General features: G+C 39.5%; 25 protein-coding genes (1 of these 25 cut by a window edge). 5 read left to right on the top strand and 20 right to left on the bottom strand.

From position 1 onward, the window contains the following. The 18 genes from PQ460_RS04610 to yyaC form a co-directional block, all read right to left on the bottom strand. A protein-coding gene (locus PQ460_RS04610) for a nucleotidyltransferase-like protein (protein ID WP_273613551.1) crosses the window boundary here: on the bottom strand, positions 1–853 show its 5' portion. It extends 32 nt beyond the left edge of the window; the window shows 853 of its 885 coding nt (coding positions 1–853); the start codon lies at positions 851–853; its stop codon lies off the left edge, out of view. Between the two features lie 209 nt (positions 854–1,062). Further along, positions 1,063–2,685 (bottom strand): glycosyl hydrolase family 18 protein, encoded by a 1,623-nt coding sequence (locus PQ460_RS04605; protein WP_443147205.1) that lies wholly within the window; start codon positions 2,683–2,685, stop codon positions 1,063–1,065. A 209-nt stretch (positions 2,686–2,894) separates the two neighbouring features. Next, positions 2,895–3,329: a peroxide-responsive transcriptional repressor PerR gene (perR, locus tag PQ460_RS04600; protein WP_204827141.1), complete on the bottom strand. Its 435-nt coding sequence runs from the start codon at positions 3,327–3,329 to the stop codon at positions 2,895–2,897. Positions 3,330–3,472: 143 nt separating this feature from the next. Continuing rightward, entirely contained in the window at positions 3,473–4,879 is a 1,407-nt protein-coding gene (locus PQ460_RS04595; protein ID WP_274171900.1) for a DUF4097 family beta strand repeat-containing protein, read from the bottom strand. Further along, on the bottom strand, positions 4,869–5,444 hold the full coding sequence (locus PQ460_RS04590) for a hypothetical protein (RefSeq protein ID WP_274171899.1): 576 nt from the start codon (positions 5,442–5,444) through the stop codon (positions 4,869–4,871). Before PQ460_RS04590 ends, PQ460_RS04595 begins: the two co-directional genes overlap by 11 nt. Positions 5,445–5,473: 29 nt before the next feature. Beyond that, on the bottom strand, positions 5,474–6,181 hold the full coding sequence (locus PQ460_RS04585) for an MgtC/SapB family protein (RefSeq protein WP_273613555.1): 708 nt from the start codon (positions 6,179–6,181) through the stop codon (positions 5,474–5,476). Then, positions 6,181–6,675 (bottom strand): GNAT family N-acetyltransferase, encoded by a 495-nt coding sequence (locus PQ460_RS04580; protein ID WP_274171898.1) that lies wholly within the window; start codon positions 6,673–6,675, stop codon positions 6,181–6,183. Before PQ460_RS04580 ends, PQ460_RS04585 begins: the two co-directional genes overlap by 1 nt. 117 nt (positions 6,676–6,792) lie before the next feature. Next, positions 6,793–8,226 carry an Asp-tRNA(Asn)/Glu-tRNA(Gln) amidotransferase subunit GatB gene (gene gatB / locus PQ460_RS04575; RefSeq protein ID WP_274171897.1) on the bottom strand — a complete coding sequence of 478 codons (1,434 nt, stop codon included), beginning with the start codon at positions 8,224–8,226 and terminating at the stop codon, positions 6,793–6,795. 30 nt (positions 8,227–8,256) lie between these two features. Beyond that, the gene (gene gatA / locus PQ460_RS04570) at positions 8,257–9,711 is read right to left on the bottom strand and encodes an Asp-tRNA(Asn)/Glu-tRNA(Gln) amidotransferase subunit GatA (protein WP_274171896.1); all 1,455 of its coding nucleotides are present in this window, start codon (positions 9,709–9,711) and stop codon (positions 8,257–8,259) included. 48 nt (positions 9,712–9,759) lie between these two features. Further along, positions 9,760–10,047, bottom strand: coding sequence for an Asp-tRNA(Asn)/Glu-tRNA(Gln) amidotransferase subunit GatC (gene gatC / locus PQ460_RS04565; protein WP_273613559.1), 288 nt, complete (start codon positions 10,045–10,047; stop codon positions 9,760–9,762). A gap of 129 nt (positions 10,048–10,176) precedes the next feature. Continuing rightward, positions 10,177–10,554 (bottom strand): ATPase, encoded by a 378-nt coding sequence (locus tag PQ460_RS04560; protein WP_273613560.1) that lies wholly within the window; start codon positions 10,552–10,554, stop codon positions 10,177–10,179. A gap of 252 nt (positions 10,555–10,806) precedes the next feature. Continuing rightward, positions 10,807–11,442, bottom strand: coding sequence for an MBL fold metallo-hydrolase (locus tag PQ460_RS04555; protein ID WP_373461988.1), 636 nt, complete (start codon positions 11,440–11,442; stop codon positions 10,807–10,809). 6 nt (positions 11,443–11,448) lie between these two features. Further along, positions 11,449–12,018, bottom strand: a complete 570-nt coding sequence (locus PQ460_RS04550) for a thioredoxin family protein (protein ID WP_273613561.1) — start codon at positions 12,016–12,018, stop codon at positions 11,449–11,451. Positions 12,019–12,022: 4 nt separating this feature from the next. Then, positions 12,023–12,634 (bottom strand): undecaprenyl phosphate transporter UptA, encoded by a 612-nt coding sequence (locus PQ460_RS04545; protein ID WP_273613562.1) that lies wholly within the window; start codon positions 12,632–12,634, stop codon positions 12,023–12,025. Between the two features lie 235 nt (positions 12,635–12,869). Continuing rightward, on the bottom strand, positions 12,870–14,051 hold the full coding sequence (locus PQ460_RS04540) for a class I SAM-dependent methyltransferase (RefSeq protein ID WP_274171895.1): 1,182 nt from the start codon (positions 14,049–14,051) through the stop codon (positions 12,870–12,872). Positions 14,052–14,080: 29 nt separating this feature from the next. Then, a complete protein-coding gene (locus PQ460_RS04535) occupies positions 14,081–14,734 on the bottom strand; it encodes a DUF6483 family protein (protein ID WP_273613564.1) in 654 nt (217 codons plus the stop codon). 19 nt (positions 14,735–14,753) lie between these two features. Further along, positions 14,754–15,551: an alpha/beta fold hydrolase gene (locus PQ460_RS04530; RefSeq protein ID WP_274171894.1), complete on the bottom strand. Its 798-nt coding sequence runs from the start codon at positions 15,549–15,551 to the stop codon at positions 14,754–14,756. 41 nt (positions 15,552–15,592) lie between these two features. After that, on the bottom strand, positions 15,593–16,147 hold the full coding sequence (gene yyaC / locus PQ460_RS04525) for a spore protease YyaC (protein ID WP_443147191.1): 555 nt from the start codon (positions 16,145–16,147) through the stop codon (positions 15,593–15,595). A 176-nt stretch (positions 16,148–16,323) separates the two neighbouring features. Here yyaC and PQ460_RS04520 point away from each other — a divergent pair, with 176 nt between their 5' ends. The 5 genes from PQ460_RS04520 to PQ460_RS04500 all read left to right on the top strand — a co-directional run bounded on the left by PQ460_RS04520 (position 16,324) and on the right by PQ460_RS04500 (position 18,998). Beyond that, a complete protein-coding gene (locus PQ460_RS04520; RefSeq protein WP_204827128.1) occupies positions 16,324–16,548 on the top strand; it encodes a DUF1128 domain-containing protein in 225 nt (74 codons plus the stop codon). A 116-nt stretch (positions 16,549–16,664) separates the two neighbouring features. Beyond that, positions 16,665–17,393, top strand: a complete 729-nt coding sequence (locus tag PQ460_RS04515; RefSeq protein ID WP_273613567.1) for a phosphatase PAP2 family protein — start codon at positions 16,665–16,667, stop codon at positions 17,391–17,393. Positions 17,394–17,513: 120 nt separating this feature from the next. After that, a complete protein-coding gene (locus PQ460_RS04510) occupies positions 17,514–17,771 on the top strand; it encodes a GlsB/YeaQ/YmgE family stress response membrane protein (protein WP_273613568.1) in 258 nt (85 codons plus the stop codon). A gap of 170 nt (positions 17,772–17,941) precedes the next feature. Then, positions 17,942–18,508 carry a YtxH domain-containing protein gene (locus PQ460_RS04505; RefSeq protein WP_273613569.1) on the top strand — a complete coding sequence of 189 codons (567 nt, stop codon included), beginning with the start codon at positions 17,942–17,944 and terminating at the stop codon, positions 18,506–18,508. A gap of 118 nt (positions 18,509–18,626) precedes the next feature. Next, positions 18,627–18,998 (top strand): DUF5665 domain-containing protein, encoded by a 372-nt coding sequence (locus PQ460_RS04500; RefSeq protein ID WP_274171893.1) that lies wholly within the window; start codon positions 18,627–18,629, stop codon positions 18,996–18,998. Between the two features lie 229 nt (positions 18,999–19,227). Here the strand turns inward: PQ460_RS04500 and PQ460_RS04495 are convergent, their stop codons facing one another. Both PQ460_RS04495 and rsbW read right to left on the bottom strand, forming a co-directional pair. Beyond that, positions 19,228–20,004 (bottom strand): sigma-70 family RNA polymerase sigma factor, encoded by a 777-nt coding sequence (locus tag PQ460_RS04495; RefSeq protein WP_069325602.1) that lies wholly within the window; start codon positions 20,002–20,004, stop codon positions 19,228–19,230. Beyond that, a complete protein-coding gene (gene rsbW, locus PQ460_RS04490; protein ID WP_204827123.1) occupies positions 20,001–20,453 on the bottom strand; it encodes an anti-sigma B factor RsbW in 453 nt (150 codons plus the stop codon). The genes PQ460_RS04495 and rsbW overlap by 4 nt, the downstream gene beginning before the upstream one ends. Positions 20,454–20,464: the final 11 nt, after the last annotated feature.

Below are 20,464 nucleotides of genomic sequence, written 5' to 3'. Positions count from 1 at the left end.
CTCCACCTGCTTGTTCTGGTCTCCATGATACGACTTCATTGATCAATGACCGAAATACAAGTTTGCGAATAACCATAGGTAGCATATTACCTACATGAGATAGGTCAGGATGCTGTAATAGTTCTTTGACGCTCCATGGTTGCTTACGGCTGCGAAGCACTTGGAATAGTATAGATGAACATTCTCTCATTTTGGACATGACTGAAAATTCGCATGCTAGTAATACTAACTCTACTCGCTGCTCCATCGTCTCTGTACTGAATGCTAGTTGTTCATATAATTTGTAAACGTCTAGCTTGCATGTCCTTACTTGTTCCCATACTGCTGATTCAGGATAGATTCCTTTTTCAGATAGATCAATTCTTGCCCAGTGTTGTAATGCTTGAAAAATACTATTATAAGCATCCATGACTTGATTCTGTTTCATATGGTGCTTGGCTTCTACGTATTGTGTTAGAAATTGTGTAAATTCTAAAAATATACGACGCTCACGCAAAGGGCTGGAAAAGTGTATAAATTGTTTTCTTAAATGATCTACTTGTTCATTGGTATCCCAGAGCAATTCGCCTTTGAGGAAATGTTCGATCATAATACGGTTATCTCCAGTGATCATACATTGTTCTAGAATGTCTTGATCGACATAGATCACTTGTACATGTGTATTTGATCCATCAATACGATGTTCGATAACTTCTACCTGCTCATGATAACTGCATACTACAATAATAAGAACTTCAAAATCATGTAAAAGTGAACCATTGAATTGCTGGTTTTGGCCTTTCGATGCAACCGCCCCGATAATCTTATGGTTATTGGAATGTGCATGTAGAAAAGAAAGATTAGTTAATTCCACGTTGTCCTCCTTCATTTGGTTGAAAGTTGACTCATTGTTTTTATCGCTATAGAACTTATTTCTACAATTTGGAATCCCTTTCCTGCTTGAAATGTGAGTATTTCTATAAAAAAGGCTAGAACGCCTATAGATGAATACTCTATAGATGCTCTAGCCTTATAAAAGAAGATTACTTTATTGGTGATGAAGTCTTATTGATTCACCATGATTTATTGCTCTATCTTGGATAATGTACTCCATGCGCGATCATCACCTAAGCTACGTGTCCATGAAGCGACTCCACCTAGATTAAGCTTTTGAGCAAGTTCTACTCTTGCTTGAAGTGACGCTTCATCCTCGATCCAAATTCGCTTGAGTGCTCCGTCTTGTTGATACTCTACATAATTCTGTCCTGTGCTAGAGTCTAACTTCGGTGATAATTTCTTTTCTTTGATTAATTCTGCAATGCCGTTCATGCCTAATGCTTTGGATGAGACTTTTGTTTGGCCATCTTCAGTCTTCTCTGTCCATACACGCGCATATAAAGGAACACCCAGAATCAATTTGTTAGCTGGCACTTCATCTTCTTCCAGAACACGATTTACTGCTTTTTCTACCCACGGTAATGAAGCTACTGAACCAGATTTGGGGCTTGCTGCCCAGTGTTCATCGTACGCCATGAGCATCATATAATCTAACGAAGGAGCCAATGCTTCACGATCTAAAAATTTCGACCATAGCTCACTATTGGACTTTGGTGTTACATCCATTGAAAGTACCAGGTCTTTTTGAAGAGCAAGTGGTCGTAGTTCGCGTACAAATTGAGTTACATTAGGACCGTCTTTGGTATGGACACTTTCAAAATCAATATTGATCCCGTCTAGTTGGTACAGATTAGCATATTCTAATAGTTGTGATATAACACGACTTCTATTCTCATACGTTGATAGTGCTCTTGTTGTCATATCAGCATCAAAATTGTTAGTGATCAATCCCCATACTTCTTTGTTGCGGTTGTGTGCCCAATTTACATAATGCATATCGGCTTTACTGCGTACATTTCCTGTATTATCAACAATTTCGAACCATGTCGGACTGACGACATTAACTCCTGGTAACTCGCCAATCTTTGTAGTATCAGGTTGACGTTCATATACTGCTTCCCATGTTAGATTCACTTTTTTACCAGCCCAGTCTCTATTGACTCGACTATCGGGCATCTGTGGCACTGATACCGTCTCTAAATCATCCAGAACAACGTTATCGCTCTGCATATAACCAACATACCCATTATCTAACTGAACGGTATACCACCCTTCTCCAGTCTCCCAAATACGTAAACGTGCGTTATCAGGAACGTCTTTGTAAATACGAGAATGAATATCTGCTTCTGCTCGCAATGCTACTGTCTGGTCTGATCCTCCTGTAACTGTGTGAGCGTATTGAACTTTTTCGCCTGCTTTTAACAAAATCACAGCACCGGTAGTCGGATCTTCATATACATTAATGCCATACGTTTCTTTGAGTGGAGCTAGCGGTACGTACAAAATGTCTCCTTCTTGTTGAGGAGCAAATCGAAGTTGTACTGATTTCATATTCAGTTGTGCATCTTTACTTCCACTTTGTAATTGCACTAGATTACGATCTGTTGTTAAAATGACTGATTGCGTTGCTTCTTCATAGCGAATCTTGGGATCTATCTGTTCTTGCAAAACAGGCAGAGGTAACTGTAAAGAATCTCCTGTACCTATTGCGGAATAAGGAAGGATCTCTCCTTTGATAAAAATAGGCTTGGTTAGGCCTTTCCAATCTGGGTCTTTATGTAAAGGGTTAGGGAAAATCTCAAATATCATCCAACCTACAACTAAAAAAGCAGCAAACCCTAGTATCCACCAACGACGTTTGTTTGATTTGCGTAGACGTGCTCGTTCTTTTCTATTCAAAGTATCCTCCTTGTGCTGCGTGATTCAAACTCATGCTGTTCTTTTCTACTTTTACCCTGCTAGTTGCACATCTAATAAAAAAAGCGAGAAAAACCATACGGTTTCTCGCGCTTTGGAAATTACTGTTGATTCAAGCCTCTGCAATGTGCGCAAGTTCCATAGAGCTCCATCCGATGCCCAGAAATCTGAAATCCTGTATGCCTGGCTGCTTGTTGTTCTACTGCTTCTAAAGAAGGATAACTAAAATCTTCGATTTTGCCACATTGCTGACAAATGACATGATAATGATCTGTAATATTCGCATCGAACCGACTGGAATTATCACCGTACGTTAATTCGTGCACCATGCCTGCTTCAATAAACATTTTCAAATTATTATATACCGTAGCTACACTCATACTTGGAAACTGAGGTTCTAACGAACGATAAATTTCATCTGCTGTTGGATGTTCCATTGATTCTAATAAATAACTTAAAATCGCATGACGTTGAGGTGTAATCCGTACGCCACTGACTTTGAGTTGTTCTAATGCGTGTTGAACACTTGTCGTCATCTTATTCACCGCCTTATTGAACTTTCCGAAAAAAACTGTATGTCCGGTAAGAACTAATAAAAGAAGAAAGTGACCAGACAAGGCAGACATTCGTCAGCTTTAATTGTACGGTTAGATGAAGAGGATTGTCAACGCGACCTCTTTTAGTTGGCTGAGGTGGACTCTGTGACCGCTTCATCTGTGTTGGTTGTATTGCTTTTTGGTATATTGCTAGAAGATTTCGAATTGGTGGAAGAATCAGTCTCTTCAGCATTGGATGGATCTATCGTCTGATCGTCATTATCTTTGATCATTACATCACTATTACGCATAATATTCAAATCACCATTACCATCTACCTGAATCGAATGATCTGCTGTACCAAATTCACCTGTGATTGTTCTTTTTTCAACTTTTAACGGTAAATCTGTATTGATCGTTCCATAACTATTAGATCCGGAAACTTTGTAATCGCCTGTAGGTGGTAAATACAGATGAATGACACCAACAGCGCTATATACCGACCAATCTCCGCCAATACTGACAGAACGAATCTCTATATTTCCATTTAACGATTCAGCTTTGACTGCAAAATTGGCTTCATCCACCATAACATCACCATTTCTTGTGTTGACATCAATATCACCAAGTCCACCGATTAATGAAACATCACCTACTTGGGTATACAATTTGGCAGCGCCGCTAATATCGCTAGCTTTATATGTGCCTTGCTTCGTATCTGCTTCGACATTACCTAAAATAGACGAAATGTCCATATTTCCATTAACCGTCTGAGCTTTGATATCCCCTACAAGGTTACGCATAATTAGACTACCATTTCCTGAACGTACAGCAATATTGCGTAATGCTTCAATATTGGTCATAGTGACTTTACCGTTGGTTGTCTGCACATTGATATCTAGCCGACTTTTTTCAGGTAATGTAATCTCCATATTGATTCGTGGTTGGCGATTGTTCGATTCCCCATACGTCTGGGTCTGTGGACGAATTGAAATCTCATCGCCTTCTGAAACTTCGATACTTGTAGCATCTGCAATTTTCTGTGCTTCATCTGCTTTGATCTCATCGATCCAGACAACAGGGCGAACTTCGATTTTTTCGACATCTCCGCGATGAACGATTAAATCTCCGTTGATGCCTTCTACTGTTAATTCGTCCGTATCTTTATCTACCGGAATCTCAACCGGCGTTAGTTCTATTCGGTTGCCAGATGCTTCGCTAAATTCAGAAGAAGCGGCGGTTAAATCCAGGCTTACTTTGCTCCATAAATATAAATACTGATTCTGCTCGGTCACGAAAAAAATAGCCGCAGTCGCAATCACAGCTGTCAGTATTCCTTTGATATCTAAACGAAATCTCATACGGTTACGCCGGGAAAGCATATAAAAGACAATGTATTCCAAACCCCAGCACACGAAAATAAGCGGCCACCATTGGAGAAGGATCATTAATTGGCTACCACCGCTCCATTGATCTATCCAGATTAATATACCCAATGCTATCCATAACAGGGAAGCTGTAATTCGTCCTACTCTAATTCTACCGGTCATTGCTAGCACCTCCTACCGCTTGAGATGTAGCAGAAGATTTGTGTTTCTGAATCGTACGATAGATACGTACTATTTGAAAAGCAAGCAGTCCTACTCCAATAACTATACAAACGACGGCGATAATATAACCGCCCCAAAAGCTTACGATATTGCGTAGCCAATACGGTCGTACTAAAAACATACAGATTAATAATCCTTCAGCCATCAATACTAAACCGAATGAAATGCCACGTACACCTGCAAATGACTTGCGGCGCTTGTACTTGGGAATCAATGCTTTTATATGATCGTTAATCCAATCTGTTGATTGCAAAACATCATATACATTATAAAAATAAATAACAGGAATCATTAATGCTAACAATATTAAAAGAGGTACGTTGATCTGAATGCCTTTTGATGTGAAATAAAAAAGGGCAGCAATATCAAGCAGTAAAACAGCAATAAACTGTATTCCCCTTTGCGCCAATCCTAGATACATATGACCAAATCCAGGAAGAATAGCAGCGATAAGAACAGCGATAAATTTACGTTTGAGAGGTAGCTTGGCAGGGGATTTCTTCACTGTTGATCATGCCTCCTTCTTCTTTGCTTTTACTCAATAGCAACTGCGGTGACTCCCTCAATCTTCTGAATACTGCCTATCAATTCTAATGAATCGTATTCGTGCTTGATCACTACGCTCAAACGAAGTTCAGTAACTAACAAATCAGATGTCATACTGATCCCGCCTCGTTCTTTAACATAAGTGACTTTTCTGATCTGGATATGTTCGCTATCCATAAAGCGAGAGATTTTATCTAATGTTAATGTCCCTGCTATGCCTTCAATCGTAATCTGATGATCTTTGCTGCGACGAATATAACGTTGTTCTACGATATTAAGTACCCACAAATTCAAAAGAACGATCAATGTACAGACAAAAGCTGCAAAATAAAAACCAGCTCCAATCGCCAAACCAATCGCAGCTACTACCCAAAGTGAAGCGGCTGTAGTCAGACCAGTGATCGCTTTACCTGTAAATAAAATCGTACCTGCACCCAAAAATCCGATACCTGAAATAACCGCTGTAGCCAAGCGAGCCGGATCAAGTCTTACATTCGGTTCTTTGACAAATTCAGCAAATCCATAGACTGAGAGCATCATAATCAAAGTAGAACCTACACATACTAAAATATGTGTTCGAAGTCCTGCTGCATGGCTAGAACGCTCTCGTTCCCAACCGATCAATCCGCCCATCAGCATAGATGCAACTAAACGAAGTAAAATATGAACATTGGTAATATACCAGGGATCAGACATTAGTCAACTGAGTCCTCCCTTACTTGAGAAAGAGCAGGATTTAACCGATGAAATGTTGTTAATTTCACACCTGGTGCTACTTCAAATGTCTCTACCGGGCGAAATCCATACTTTTCATATAAAGCGACAGCAGGTTGATTTAACTTCCCTGTCGATACAATATATAAAGGAACATTAGGATATTGTGCAAACACATGTTCAATCAATTGACTTGCAATCCCTTGCCGAAAAGCAGTCGGATGCACCATCATTCGAGCGATTGTTAATGTATCATGTTCTTCTTGTTCTATAGAAATAACACCTTGAATTTCTTCGTACTCATTCACATACGCATAAAACGTTTCACCAGAACGACGAATACTTTCCACCGTATCCATTAATGGGGGAAGTTCTTTGAACCCGATCAATTCAGCTTCTAATCGATAAGCAATATGTTGTAACGCCCATATTTGTTGAACGGTATTGTCATCTTCTAATACACACTTTTGAATCACAAGATCACTCCTTGATCGCCAGATATAATGTATTCAAAAGCAAAAAAAAGAATAATAAAAGAGACATGCCATATGGCATGCCCCTATATTCCTTTATCATTCCGGGATGATGCCAGATTAGCGAGGCAATAATTCAGCCAATAGTTTGTTAACCATACCTGGATTCGCTTTGCCTTTACTTTGCTTCATGACTTGTCCAACTAAAAAGCCAATCGCTTTGTCTTTGCCTGCTTGGTAATCTTCAACAGACTGCGGATTCGCAGCGATAACTGCTTCAACAATACCTTTGATTGCACCTTCATCACTAATCTGAGTTAATCCTTGCTCTTCTACAATTTGTTGCGGTAATTTGCCAGACTGTAGCATTTCTTTAAATACGGTTTTGGCAATTTTATTACTGATGGTTCCTTTTTCGATCAGTCCAATCAATTCACCTAGTGCTTGTCCTGTTAAAGGAACAGAGGCCAATTCAAGACTATTTGCGTTCAAATAACCTAGCAATTCCCCTTGCATCCAGTTCGCTACCGATTTGGCATCACTGGTATACGTCAAGCTATCTTCAAATAGATCAGCTAAAGGTTTGGAAGAGGTGATAACACCTGCATCATATTCAGGCAATCCGTATTCTGAAGTGTAACGAGCTTTACGTGCATCAGGCAATTCAGGAATAGAAGCTTGAATACGATCTTTCCATGCTTGATCGATATGCAATGTCACTAGATCTGGATCAGGGAAGTAACGATAATCGTGCGATTCTTCTTTGCCACGCATCGATAATGTTTTGCCTTGTGCTTCATCCCAGCGACGTGTTTCTTGAATCACTTTGTCGCCATCATCCAAAATCTCAGCTTGACGATATTCTTCATACTCTAATCCTTTTTGTACACCACGGAAAGAGTTCATATTTTTAAGTTCAGCACGAGTACCAAATTGTTTTTGACCTGCCGGGCGCAGACTGATATTCGCATCACAACGAAGTGATCCTTCTTCCATTTTCACATCAGATACATCGCAATACTGCATAATCGCACGAATCTTTTCTAAATAAGCACGTGCTTCTTCTGGTGAAGAAATATCAGGCTCCGATACAATTTCAATAAGAGGTGTACCGACACGGTTAAAATCAACCAAAGAGTCATATCCACCGGATGTATGTGTTAATTTACCTGCATCTTCTTCTAAATGCAGACGTGTAATCCCGATACGCTTGGTTGTACCATTCACTTCAATATCAACCCAACCATGTTCGCCGATTGGTTGGTCAAATTGAGAAATCTGATACGCTTTGGGAGAATCAGGATAGAAATAGTTTTTGCGATCAAACTTACTAACATCGCCTATTTTACAGTTAATCGCCATTGCTGCTTTCATTGCGTAATCAACAGCTTGACGATTTAGTACAGGCAATACACCTGGATGACCGAGACAAACAGGGCAAGTATGTGTATTGGCAGGTGCACCGAATGCTGTAGAACAGCCACAAAAGATTTTGGACTTGGTATGTAGTTCAACGTGAACTTCCAGTCCGATTACTGTTTCGTATTTGGACATACTGATAGGTTCCTCCTTCTTCATACGGTTTTAGAGCTGCGGCCGTTGTTGATGATTGGTATTTTGTTCAAAAGCGTGTGCCACGCGCAAAACCGTCTGTTCGTCGAAGGCTTTGCCGATAATTTGCATCCCTACAGGTAATCCAGAAGCAAATCCACAAGGAACACTGATTGCTGGAACACCTGCAAGACTTACAGGAATCGTCAAAATATCATTAAGATACATTGTTAATGGATCATCTAATTGCGAACCTAACTTAAAAGCTGTTGTCGGCGCAGTAGGTCCAATAATAACATCATATTTTTCAAATACATTATCAAAATCACGTTTGATCAATGTACGTACTTTTTGTGCTTTTAAATAATAAGCATCATAATAACCAGAACTTAACGCATATGTTCCAAGCATAATACGACGTTTTACTTCATCTCCGAATCCTTCACTACGCGATTGATGATACAACTCTAATAGATTGCCAGGATTCTCTGCACGTACACCATAACGTACGCCATCAAAGCGTGCTAGGTTGGAAGAAGCTTCAGAAGAAGCAAGCAGATAATATGTGGCTACTGCATATTCAGTATGTGGTAAAGATACTTCTTCCCACTCTGCACCCAATCCTTCTAATACAGCCAAAGCATCCATAATCGATTGCTTCACTTCTGCATCGACACCTTCACCGATGTATTCAGAAGGAACTGCAATTTTGAGACCTTTGATTTCACCGGACAATGCACTTACATAGTCAGGAATATCCACTTTTGCAGATGTTGAATCTTTAGCATCATATCCAGCGATTGCTTGTAAGACATAAGCCGAATCTTCTACATTTTTGGTAAGAGGACCTATCTGATCCAACGACGATGCAAAGGCAACTATACCAAAACGAGAAACAAGACCGTAAGTGGGCTTCAATCCTACAACTCCACAATAAGAAGCAGGCTGACGAATTGATCCACCTGTATCTGATCCTAGCGTAAAGTAAGCTTCTCCTGCTGCTACAGCTGCTGCTGAACCACCACTTGAACCTCCAGGAACATAATCCAAGTTCCACGGATTGCGCACAGGTGCAAAGCTAGAGTTCTCATTAGAACCACCCATAGCAAATTCATCCATATTTAGCTTGCCGATCGTAACAGCGTCTGCTTGACGAAGCTTGTCCGCTACGGTTGCGTTATAAATAGGATCGTAATTTTTAAGAAATTGACTACCACATGTTGTGCGTAGCCCTTCTGTCACAATATTATCTTTAACCCCTACTGGAAGTCCAAACAGTAATCCGCGCGCTTCTCCGCTCACTAGCTTTTCATCTAGTGCTTTGGCAGACTCTGTTGCGCCTTCTTCGTTAAGTGTAAGGTATGCTTGTATTTTGTCGTCTTGTTCACCGATTGTCTTGAATGCTTGAGCTACAAGGTCGGTGACTGCCAAGTCTTTGGCATGAAGCCGATTATGTATTTCATTCAGACTCAAATCAAATAAAGTCAATGCAGGTTCCTCCTTCAATTCTGTTGATCACAGTGGTTGATCTATAGTCTATTCCAGTACAGCAGGTACTTTGAATTGTCCGTCTTCATCGTCTGGTGCATTACGCAACACTTTTTCAATCGGAAGACTTTCGTGAACTTCATCTTCACGCATTACATTACTTAAATGCAATACATGAGTAGTCGGCTCTACCTCTTCTGTATCTAATTCTTTTAATTTTTCTGCATATTTCAAAATAGCACTCAACTGCGCAGTAAACATTTCTTTCTCCTGCTCGCTCAGATCCAAACGTGCTAGCTTGGCTACATGCTCTACATCATTGATATTAATACTCAATTGTGGTTCCTCCCTCGCTGAAAATAACTTTTTTAATTATAGGGTAGATAAGGTGACAATTCAATTGAAGTTCTATAATAAGTCGTTAGTTATTTGTAGATAATAAAAAAGAGCCGGCAAGCCGACTCTTTAAATCCAAGCACGCAAATTAATTTGTTTTACAAAATCTGCTTGCGCTACAGTATCCGTCAAAGGTTCTTCCACAAATGGAAGTTCTTCGCCATTCATAATATGATAAAATAATTTCTCATTATGTGTCGCTAGAGCATAATCGATTAGCGCCTCGCGTCCGACTCGTTCAGCTTCCTGCCGGAGCAACCGTTCTTCTGGCTCAATATCACCGGAAGGAACAAAAAAATTACGATTGACCTTAGGAATACGAATGACATAATCGAAGGCATTATCAGGGTTACGGTCATATGCAATAACATATCCGTAATCTCCTACAGGCAGACTTTGCTCAAAGGTATCAGCGACAACTACGATTTTTTCTCCTAAATGCAGCATCGTGTAACTCCCCCTAGCTTTATCTACTTTATTTCTGTATCATACTAAAAAAAAATAACGATGTCCAATTTTATTACGAAAAATCAGGCTAATTACACTTGCATAACGTTTATTTCTATATCCAAAGTCGATTCATGTCATTTACTGGTCAATTATTAATCTTATTCAATAAAAAACACGCAAACCAGAGAAATGATCTCGATTTGCGTGTTGGAACTCTTTTCGAAGATTGTAATAGATTGTACTTTCAAATTAAGCAGGAACGTAAGGATTACTGGATTTCTCTGCACCGATTGACGTTTTGGGTCCATGACCTGGATATACCGTCACATCATCTGCCAAACGATATAGCTTGGTACGAATAGAATCAATCAATTGGCGTTCACTACCACCTGTAAGATCAGTACGACCTACACCCATACGGAATAAGACATCACCTGCAAATAGTTCTTTACCACAAAGGAAGCTTACACTCCCCGGTGAATGACCTGGCGTATGATATACGGTGAAGGTATGACCGATTAACTTCAATTGTTGTCCTTCATCTAAAGCATATTCAGCAGGTTCGGCTGTAATTGGCGGTGTCACTTGAGACCAATTAGCAGAACCGTTTAATTTGGCATTGGTTAACCACTCTGCTTCTAGATCATGCAGGTATACAGGGCAGTTGCATAATGTACGCACTTCTTCTAGTCCGCCCATATGATCAAAGTGAGCATGAGTTAGCAAAATCGCTTCTACGTTGAGGTTCAGTGATTGGATGCGGCGAACTAACGCGCCTGGATTCATACCTGGATCAATCACTATCGCATCGGAACTATTTTCAGCAATGAGTAAATACGCATTGGTCTGTAAAGGGCCTAACGAAAAACTTTCTATTTTGAACAAAATGGATTACACCCCCGATAAAATTTCACGCAATTCACGAATAATCATAGCGTGAGAAGCAGAACCTTCACCATAACGTTCAGCCATACCTTTACGGACAACAGCCATTTTTTCTTGATAGTCTGGTGCTTCACGATCTGGATTTTCCTGTTTGAAAGCGATCATTAATTCTTGTACGTGTTCTGGACGAGGTCCCCACTGAGCAAGCACATGTCCACCTGTATCTGTAATAATCACGACAGGTACAGAACGACCACCCATTGTTAAATAATCATCCATCGTATCAAAATGATCTTCCAAAATCAGAATTTTGGTTGGAATCTCTGCTTCTTCAAATGCACGGAATACGACAGGAACGTTACGAACGACATCTCCGCACCAATCTGCTGCTAGAATTAATGAGCGCAAATCATCACGATGAGCAAGCAATTTGAAAAACTCATGATCATCTAAATCCGTCCAATTAAACAATTCGTATCCATGATGAAATTCGTCTTTATTTTGAGTCATCCCCTCCATAAATTCCTGAGGAGAAATTCCTTTTTCCCATTTATCTGCTAAGTTTGGTTTGTTCATAAGATTAGCCACCCTTCTTTTTGTTCTTCATCTTCCATTTAACCAAAAAGTAAGCTGCCAATAGCACAATAGCTGCAACAATCAATGGTACTGTATATTTGCTAGCGATATCATCAATATGTTCCCATTGACTTCCAAGTACCATTCCTAGATAAACAAACAGCGCAGACCATGGAATAACTGCAAGGGTAGTCAATAAAATAAAGCGCATATGTGACATTCTAGAAATGCCTGCCGGAATCGAGATCGCATGACGAACAACAGGAATAAAGCGTGCTGTAAAAATAACACCTGAACCATATTTATCAAACCATGCTTCGGCATGATCGATATGGCTTTTTTTGATCAAAATGTATTTGCCGTACTTTTCTAAAACAGGTCTACCGCCATACCGTCCTATCCAGTAAATAAATAGTTGAGCAACAACGCCCCCTACTGTTCCGAAAAAGACAGCTCCAAAATAGTTGATTGCTCCTGTGGAGACTAGATATCCTCCATAAGCCAGTACAATCTCACTTGGAATGACTTCGATCATCAATCCAAGCATAATTCCAAAATACCCAAGTTGTTGAACCCAATGCAATAATTGGGCAATAATATCAGATATAATTTCCACCAATCCTCCTTAACCCATTGTTTGATGTGTATCGTTCTGTATCTCTGTATCCCATATTTATGTATTCCCATGTCAGTACAAGTAAGCCAGCTATCACGATGTTCTGTTATTTTAGCACAGCCCATAGAAGGCATTCCACTATGTACCAGAGTGACTGAATCCCCTCTGCCCATGAAAAAAGCTGAACTCGCTGTTAAACAACGAATCCAGCTTGGATTATACCATAAAATATAGATTATACTAATGATTTTTGATAATGCTGTAGCAGATCTTTGCATGCATTTTCAAGATACGGCTTGGCTTGAATCATATCCCGAAATGCTGTATATTCCTGCCACATTTCCGCCGGTTGCTCTGTATCTGCTTTGACAGCACGAATCAAAATATTTTTGGGTGTATGTTCCATGTCTATAAATTCAAGCAATTGCGTTTTGTATCCTAACAGATCAAGCAATTTGGCACGTATCGCATCGGTAGCTAGTGCAGAAAAACGCTCTTTTAAAATACCATGCGATAACAGTGGACTCATAGTATCGTTCTGAATCTGGCTGAATAATTCATGCTGACAGCAAGGAACCGATAAAATAACAGATGCGTTCCAGCGTACTGCTTTTTCTAACGCGGCATCTGTTGCTGTATCGCAAGCATGCAATGTCACTACCATATCGACTTGTTCTAGCTCATTGTAATCCGCAATATCACCGACTAAAAACTTCAATTGATCATAATGAAGCTTTTCTGCTAATTGGCTACAATGTTCAATCACATCTGCTTTGAGATCAAGACCGACAATATTTAGCGGACGATGTTGTTGGATATTCAGATAATGATAGAGCGCAAATGTAAGATATGATTTACCACAACCAAAATCAACAATCGTTAACTCTTTGTTAACCGGTAAAGAAGGAAGTACATCTTGTACCATTTCCAAAAAGCGATTGATCTGGCGGAACTTATCATATTTACGAGCTAATACTTTGCCGTCTGCATTCATAATACCTAGTTCAATCAGAAAAGGAACAGGTTCGCCATCTTCAAGAATATATTGCTTTTTGCGATTATGATTAAGATCGGTCGATGTTTTGGTTGGTGTTTTAGTCAAAATAGATACTTTATACTTTTTGCTGATCAGCACTTGATAATCCGCTTCTTTGGTACAGATAAGCCCTTGACGCATCGTTTCTTGCAATAATGCAAATAATGTCGTTATGGCTTCTGCTGGTAACAGATTATCATGAGTCACTTTGTTGCTGTAATGATATGCGAATTGGTAATGAAGTTGCTTTTTCAATTCGACAGGTTTGATGATGACTTTGGTAAAAGCATCATTATCTTTTTTACGAAGTTGGCTTAGAGTTGCTGTAATTAGCTCGCCAGCTTCGATACATTGAGTAATTAATCGTTGCAGTGAATCCATGGTGTACAGCTCGCTTTCTGTCTTTCAACTTAATTTGACTGGGCTTCAAGCTCGGCATGTGCTGTAGTCAGCTCTGCACGAGATACGCCACCTTCTTCTAACTGTTCATCGCTTAATAATAGTAGACGTTGATACAGCGCCTGACCTTCTGTATGACCTTGTGCAGGATCAAGCTCGGTAAGACGCTTCAAAGCATCTACTGCATTATCGTAGTAGCCTTCTTGCTCTTCATACTGGACAAATAGATGCTCAACCGCAGCTGGCAGCGCATAATCTGCTAATTCATCGGTTAATTGATCGATCTGCTCTGGATAATCAAACATTGTCCGATCTGCATCATTAACTGCACAATATAAAAATAAATGTAAAGACTTAATTCGGCGTACGGCTGCTTCTTGTTCTTGCTCACTTAATTCGTAAATATCTGCTTCTTCACGCATCAATCTTGCTAATGCTTGCAGACGATCGACTTCAACCACTGAACCGATACGGAATAGTTCTATTACTTCTTCTGCTGGCAATCGGTTAATCAATCCATTATTCAACTGGAACTTTTGGCGAACCATATCATCCAATTCCCAGAGCGCTTCTGTTAATTTCTTTTGTTGCTTTAATCCGAATACTTTCGAAATTACCGATGCCATATCTTCAATCATACCCATAAGGTAATCATTTCTGAACATTCCTATCCCGCCTTTAATATTAATCTTTTCGTTGATTTTCCATAAAATCATGAATAATATTGACCAATTGTTCAGGTGCTTCCATCATACTCATATGTGCAATATCTGGAATAACTGCTGTTGTAATATTCGTAGAATCTGCAATAAACATTCGATCAGGTGGAGCAATCGGATCATCTGCCCCGGCTACTAATAATACAGGAACATTTGCGTTTTGGATAATATGCAATCGTTCAGGACGTTCTCGCATCGCCGCCGCTGCTCCACATGCACCTTCTGGAGAAGTAATATAACCGATCTCTTTTACCTTTAATACAGATTCAGGTAATTTGTAGACTAAATGCGAAGCAAATAACCCTTCAGCAAATCCATCGACAAAGTCGATAATACCTGTTGTACGAATCTGTGTAATGGTATTCAAGCGCTTCTGCTTCGCTTCTTCTGTATCTTCGTATGCTGTGGAATGTACAAGTCCCCACGCTTTAATATATGAAGGATATAGATCGACCAACGCTAATGTAGTATATCCACCCATCGAGTGCCCCAGTACAGTCACTTGTTGTAGACCAAGTTCATCTAATACGTTCACCACATCAGCCGCCATGTCTTCTATCGTATAAGGATCTGTTGATACAGGGCTATGACCATGTCCACGCAGATCCGGCACAATACAACGATAATGTCTTGATAAAAGAGGAATTACTTCATCCCAATACGCTGAACTTCCTAGAAAACCATGTAATAATACAATCGGCTCTCCTTGACCAGTATCTGAAAAATGTAATTTGATCGGTTGCTGTTCTGTTGGTTGACTCATATCCTCATCTCCTATCAATAATGAAATAACGTTGATTCTTTTTATTTTAATATACCTAGCCCTTGAACAACAGCTTGGACAATATCTTTTGACATATTCATCACTGTATGCAGTGAAGTGGTCTGAAGTGTCCAATATGGTTTGGGGCCATTTTCATTGACAATCGCTGCGATACTATAATTGCCTACTCCGGGAAAACGTCCTCCTACTGATAATGCAGGAAATAATGGAGTTGCTCCTATACTATACAACCCCACAGTATGATGTCTACCCAGACACGCATCAATAGCTATCACTTGAAGATGATCTTCAATTTGGGGAATACGTTCATGAAGATTATGAGCATCACAAGGAAAGTCCATCGTACCTATAACATGAGGCAGTCCATAAGCGACTAGCCCGCTACCGGTTAAAGGCCCTAACGCATCTCCTGTAGAACGATCTGTACCAATACACACAAAAGCTAATGTATCTATAGCATGAGTAGCTCTTATATCGCGAAAAAAATCAGTCAGTCCATCTTGATTTACATTGCGACGATCTTGATTATCATAAGGAAGCAGACTGGAACGACGATTGATCATAATAAAAACCATGTCCCTCCTTTTATCAACATATATACGTACTTGAGGTACGATTCGATAGCGTATCTTATCGATACTCATTTTACCTTATGCAACAAGTTACCGCAAAATAATTGGTTCCCCATCATTATCCATGATACAATACAAAAAATAAGCTAATGCTTAATGAAGAAAGGAAGAACCCATTCATGGATCTGTCTCAACCTACCCAAGAAAATATCGCTTTTATGATTGAAGGCATCAAAACCAAACTTCGGATGGCCAGCGGAGCAGCAATGCAAGCTTCTGCTTTTTCGACCGAACAATACGAAGATATTCAAGAAGTATACGATATCGTGATCAATAAGCCGAACTTGAGTATTAGTGAAGTAGAAGCTTTAGTGTCTGAATTAGGACGTTTACGTAAAAAATAAATAAAATGAATGAGTCTTTCCTGAATAATAAGGAGAGGCTTTTTTTATATTCGATTCATTTGTTAAACTAGGGTTAAATTAAACATAACTCTATGTAAAGAAAGAAGGCGATACAGATGTCATCCGAGCAGTTCTCTAATTCCAAACATGAACAACCCCAACGATTTTCTTCTATTCCGATCTGGCTCCTTATTGTTATGGTATTGGTAGGTGGAGGTGTAGCTTCCTTCCTATTATTAAGAGGAATCGTATGGATTGTTGAATCGATAGCATTATATGATATACACACATGGGAAAAAGGGCTTCAAGCGTATGTACGTACATTCCATGAAGAACCTGTACGAACGATTATGTTATTTTTCACTTATATGGGTTCATTTTATTCTACCGTGTTTGTAGCATTATCATTTTCGATCTTATTTATGTTCCATAATATGTATCGTGAAGGATTGGCTCTGCTCGTTACAACAGCCGGCGCATGGCAAATCAATGTATTGCTCAAATCTTTCTTTATGCGTCCACGTCCTGATCTTGAATTTTGGACGCATGCTTCAGGTTATAGCTTCCCCAGTGGTCATTCTACAATTGCAGCCGCGATGTATGGTATGCTTTTTGTCATCTGGTCAATGCATCGTAGAAGACGTCACTTGTCGATTGCTCTTCCAGTCATTTGTGGTATTTTTCTCATTGTAGGTATAGGTCTATCTAGAGTATATTTGGGTGTACATTACCCTACAGATATTATTGGTGGCTATATTGCTGGTTCACTTTGGCTGTCTGCTTGTGCTTATTCTTTACACTTATGGAGACATTCCGATGAACAAAGGGCTTCGATTCGCTATTGAATAGAAGAAATGTAATGTTTCACCTTTTGGTACTGGGTTTATATACGAAGTAAGACAAACTGCTAACTGATTGATATTACGACAGGTGTTTTGACTTGTTCAGCAAAGGAGGCGATTACGATGTGGGGCATTATTATTAGTATTGTTATGGCGGTTATTATCGGCGTTATTGGTAATGCACTTGCAGGTAATGAAATGCCAGGTGGCATTATCGGGGCTGCTATTGCTGGATTTGTAGGCGCTTGGTTAGGCGCTCTCGTATTTGGTCATTTTGGACCAACGATTGGAGATTTTGCTATTATTCCTGCTATACTAGGAACTGCTATTTTTGTGTTTTTGCTTGGTCTGGTTTCCAGATTGTTCAGAAGAACAGCCTGAACCTTTACCAGCATCACATATATAAGCCATACTTAACGTGAGCTACACAAAATACCTGAACTTCGAGAACAGCTTTATTAAGGAATAACATATGGCTAATTTTTTTCTTACTTACAAAGATTGATCTGTTCAGACAAATCGATCTAAATTAAATCAAGGAGTGATTAATAATGAATGAAGTCGAAAAACAGTACCCAGTCCAAACAAGTTCTACATTTGTAAAAGGTGTATTTATCGGAGGATTGTTGGGAGCAGCAGCAGCATTGTTGTTCGCACCAAAACCAGGTCGTGAACTACGCGGCGATATTTCTGAAAAATTTGTAGAAGCTTCTGATAAAACGAAAGAAGTTGCAGGTAATGTAACTGATCGTACGAAAGAGATTGCTACTACAGTAGCAGATCAAACTTCTCAAGTAGCTGGTCTAGTAAGCGATTCTGCTGTTTCTTTAGCTCAAACGGTATCTACTAAAGCTAAAGATGTAGCTAGATCTATTACTGAAAACAAAGAAACAGTAAGTAACTCTTTGGCTGATGCTGCTCAAAGCGTAGCTAAAGACGTTAAAGAAGCTTCTGATAATGTAAGCAAAGATGTAAAAGATGCTTCTAACGACGTTGCTAAAGACGTAAAAAGCGCTTCTAACGATGTAGCTAAAGAAGCTCAAAATAAAAGCAATGAAGTGAAAAAAGAAGTGAATTCTACAACGGGTAGCAACAACACAAGTTTCCCTACACGTTAATAGGTATTCACCAATAGCCGGCTCATTGCAGTCGGCTATTTTTATGTCCGGTTCATAGAACATCTGAAATATATACTTAATTGATCTTATTATTTATACGAAAGCGAGGGAATATCCGATGGCTCATGACACCAAAGACAAGGAAGTATCACCACGGTCTCCAGAACTCGTCAAACCTCCTAGCGAAATTGGAGAGCATCCTTTTGAATTACGCCATGAAGTAAAACGACTCAATGAACGTCTGGATCAGATTGCAGAAGCGTTGGATAAAGCAGAGATTCAGGACATTATTGAGAACTATAGTAGTGTCAAACGCAGACTGGTTGTTAACTTTATTGCGGGTGCAGCACGTGGTCTAGGGCTATCTTTAGGAACGATTGTAGTTCTAGGTATCTTGGGTTTTATTTTAAGTCAGTTAGTAGATATGCCTCTGATCGGGGAATATATCGCTCAACTTCTAGATTATGTGAAAGCTTCTCAAGGTAGATAAGACGATATGATTTTCTATCAAAGTCAAAAAACCTCTATGTTCAATATATCCCCTACATAGTATAGGGATTGAATATAGAGGTTTTTTGATATATTTAGCTGTGTATACTTACAAAAAATGCGCTTTTACTATTCCATTGTTCGGAACAATAAAGCGCATTTTAACAATCTTCTATTTTCCAAAGTATCCTAGCATCATTGCTGCACTTCGTAGCATATATAAAATGCATTTAGCCTGAAGTAGAAGCATTTGACATGATCTGCTTCAACTTTTCAGTTGCCCGTTTTTGGATACGGGATACACTCATCTGAGATACACCAAGCTTTTGAGCAATCGCGCGTTGAGATTGACCTTCCTGGAAAGCCAATAACAATACTTTTTGTTCTTGCTCTTTCAATTGACTAAGCGCTTGTTGTAAATCCATACGTTTCTCGACAGAATCGTAATCATTCACATCTGCACTAATCAATTCACCTAGTGTAGCTGCACTCTCCTCTTGTGAAAGTGGAGAATCCAAAGATACATAGTGATAGCATTCACGTCCAGCTAGAACTTCAATTGTTTCTTCTTCAGATAGATCTAGAAAATGAGCAATCTCACGCACATGGGGCGAACGTTCCAATTTCATGGTCAATTCATCGATAGCTTGTTGTACTAATGCTCCCTTTTCTTTAATACGACGGGGAACCTGTATGTACCAAGATTTATCGCGCAAGAAATTTTTCATATGCCCGATCATACTCTTCATCGCATATGGTTCGAAAGGAATCCCAAGTGAGATATCGTATTGCTGCAACAAACGGATTAATGCCATCTGACCTACTTGATACAAATCTTCGTACAAGTCCGGTCGGTTACGGGCAATTTTACCCGAAGCCATTTTGACCATAGGCTCGTACTTTTTGATTAGTACTGTAGCGATGTCATTATCTTTTGTTTGTTGATACTCCCAGATCATACTGATTGCCTCGTCCATAGACTCGGGGGGAGTTAATCTTTCACTCATACAGTTTCCTCGCTTAGAGCAAGGTTTTTAGATAATACTACACGAGTACCTTGACCAGCAGAATTTTCGATACTCACATTGTCCATCAATGCTTGCATCAAATAAAAACCTAATCCACCGATTTGTACATCGTTTAGGTCTTTATCATGAAGTGTATTGTTCTGTCCCATATCCTTTACTGATTCGAAGCTCTCCCCTTCATCTTCGACAATAATGGATAATGTTTCTTCACCAACTTCAAAAGTCACTTCCACATGTCCTCCCTCTTGTCCGTACGCATACAACACAGAGTTATTACAAGCTTCAGAGACAGCTACTTTCATATCTTCAATATCTTCATAAGAAAAGCCCATTTTAGAAGCAATTCCATACAAATTTAGTCTTACAACGTCCACAAATTCTGCCGTCGCAGGCAAATTAAGAACTACTTTTTGAGTATCAGCATTCATTCGATGTTCGA

Source organism: Paenibacillus sp. KACC 21273 (assembly GCF_028736095.1).
GTDB lineage: Bacteria > Bacillota > Bacilli > Paenibacillales > Paenibacillaceae > Saccharibacillus > Saccharibacillus kyungheensis.
Note: the sequence above shows the minus strand (reverse complement) of the source record. Positions and strands in the feature narration are given on the sequence as shown.